Genomic DNA, 2,695 nt, shown 5'->3' on the forward strand with positions numbered 1-2,695 from the left:
ATCAATAAAAACTGAACTGTCTAGACATCCTAAACAATAATCTGCAATTCTTGTTTTTGGCAGAATTGTTTTAAAAAAGTAAAAATCTTTGTTCATGATAATTACACACAACGTAATTGTGTATGGTTTGTTGCGGTTTTGCAGCTTGCGTGTGCGGCTGATGTTCCGCGGGAAAGACGCAAGCTGTTGCGCTCAAATTTTTCCGTTGTGACTAAGATAGTGATTTGTAGGAGATTTTCCTCGTCTTAAACACTTACCGCAATGAATTATACGCGGTGTTGTAAAACGTTTTTATTTTTTTTCAGCTTGTGAATTCCGCTTTCTAAATATTCTTTCCACAATCTTAGGTTTTCATTTGAAATGGGATAATTAATTTCTGTATTGTCTAATTCTACAATTAGTGTCTCAATTCTATTTCCGATTTCAGTATCAGAATCCCAAGTAAAATAGTCGGAAAACATCAATCCAGAGGTAATAGTTTTTAGATTATCATAAGTCAGATTTCCATTAATCGTTTCGGTCAGAATTTTATTCACATGTTTTTGCTCAATTTCAAATTCCGAATTAGATTCCATTCTCACAACACTAATTTCAGAAGTATCGTAAGTTACTTTTTTTATGCTTCCATTTAAATCAGACGAAAGCAATTCAGAGCTTATTTTATTCTCAAAATATTCTTTTAAAATGCTTTCGGTCATTGATTTGTCAAATGTTTTACAACGTAATTGTGTATGATTTGTTGCGGAATTTCAGCCGAAGCGCTTTGCGCTTGGATGAGCCGTTTACGGCGAAAATTCCGCTGGAAAAGAAGCGCAAGGCTGAGCCAGCAATTCTTTCCGAGATTTAAAGATAGTAAATTATGTGAGAATTTTTCCTCGTCTTAAACACTTACCGCAATGAATTATACACGGTGTTACCACAAGTATTTTTAGTCAAAATCAAAATCATAGTCTCCGTNGTGTTACCACAAGTATTTTTAGTCAAAATCAAAATCATAGTCTCCGTCCCAATCTCCTCCGCTATCAAAGTCAAAATATTCATCAATTGAATCAAACATATCAGTTATATCAGACATTAATTCGGAAATCGACAAGTCAGAATCATACATAAAGTCTACCCAAAACCAATCGTCAAAATATTCATCATCATTATTATTCGAGCGTGCTATCGAAATTAATTTTAAGTTTTCTAAAAGTTCAAATTTTAAGTTTTTTAGAAGAAAAATGTTTCCTTGAAGAAAGAGTATTAATTCTAATGCTTTATCAGGCTCATTTTCGATTATGTTGCCAATATTTTCATCAACGTGATTTAAATACTCCGTAATATCTTTTTTCAGTTCATTACCTTTTGAATTAGTTTTTAGCAAAGAGAAAATACTTGAAATTAAATCATCATTAAAAAGGTCGTTTATTTTTAAATCACGAACAATTTCCTTTTTATGTTTGTATTCAGACGGGATTTCTTTAAATATTGCTCTCAAATACGCTTTTAGCTGGAAATAACTGTCTTCATCTATTCTTTCTGTAAAATATTCTTCAAACTTGTTTGGTTTGTACTTTGCGTAATTTTTGCCAGTTTCCACTATTACATATTCTCTCAGATGTGGGTCTCTTGGATGTGACCTTTTTAGACTTTTCTTTATTATTAAAACTTGCTTTAATGTCAAATCGAATAAAGTCAGTTTTAAGAGTTCAATTAATTCCGTTTTAGGTTCTAAAATTAATTTGGTTCCAGCTGGTTTTAATTCCGATAATCGGTAAACATTCGAGTCTACATATTTAGAATTAGAACTAAACTTTATTATTTGATTACTGTTTTTCAATATTTGTGGTAACGTTATTGTGTATGATTAGTTGCGGTTTTACAGCTTGCGAGTGCGGCTGATGTTCCGCGGGAAAAACGCAAGCTGTTGGACTCAAATTTTTCCGTTGAGACTAAGATAGCAATTTGTAGGAGAAATTCCTTGTCTTAACCAGCTTAGCAATTAATTATACACGTTGTTGTACACAGTACTTAATTCCATATTTCTATTAGTTCCGTCACACCTTTTTTAATTCCGTTATAATATTCTCCTTTTTTAAATTCGGGAATAATTATTGCCTGAATTACTTCTTTGCAAATTTCGTTAGTTAAAATTAGTTCTGTTCTAGATCCAGATGCAATTCCGATTTGTCTACAAGGTTTACATAACACAAGTACAAGTCCATTATCTTTTTCGGCGTCTCCAACTCCAAAATAATTACCTAAATCAGTTGCATATTTTACAATATCAGAGTATGGTGCAATGCTATCCACAGTCACAACAACTATTTGTCGTGTTGTATTGATGTCATAGTCATAAAGGAGGTCTGATAGTTCTTTTCTTTGTGAAGGACTAAATATGCTATCAAAATCATTTATTATCAGTCCCTTATGTTTTGTTTCTCTGAATTTTTCAACAGTTGAGAAGTCAAATTCTGGAATTGGTCTTTTTGTTTCAGTTTCTTGTGCTGAACCTTTGCAAGAAAGCAAATTCAAGGTCAGAAACAGGATTAATATTTTTGTTCCAATCTTCATTTCAGGTATTGTGTACAACGTAATTGTGTATGATTTGTTGCGGAATTTCAGCCGAAGCGCTTTGCGCTTGGATGAGCCGTTTACGGCGAAAATTCCGCGGGAAAAGAAGCGCGAGGCTGAACCAGCAAATCTTTCCGAG

General features: G+C 33.0%; 3 protein-coding genes. All 3 read right to left on the bottom strand.

The genetic code is table 11. From position 1 onward, the window contains the following. Positions 1-266: 266 nt before the first annotated feature. Positions 267-698, bottom strand: a complete 432-nt coding sequence (locus tag ACU8DI_RS15240) for a hypothetical protein (protein ID WP_447113654.1) — start codon at positions 696-698, stop codon at positions 267-269. A gap of 278 nt (positions 699-976) precedes the next feature. Continuing rightward, positions 977-1,822: a hypothetical protein gene (locus ACU8DI_RS15245; RefSeq protein ID WP_447113655.1), complete on the bottom strand. Its 846-nt coding sequence runs from the start codon at positions 1,820-1,822 to the stop codon at positions 977-979. 191 nt (positions 1,823-2,013) lie between these two features. Beyond that, positions 2,014-2,695 (bottom strand): TPM domain-containing protein (locus ACU8DI_RS15250; RefSeq protein ID WP_447113656.1); only part of this gene is annotated, 682 nt, incomplete at its 5' end.

Source organism: Psychroserpens sp. BH13MA-6 (assembly GCF_052983595.1).

Coding starts and splice junctions, on each gene's coding strand:
- ACU8DI_RS15240 (WP_447113654.1), bottom strand. CDS start 698: ATGACCGAAAGCATTTTAAAAGAATATTTTGAGAATAAAATAAGCTCT.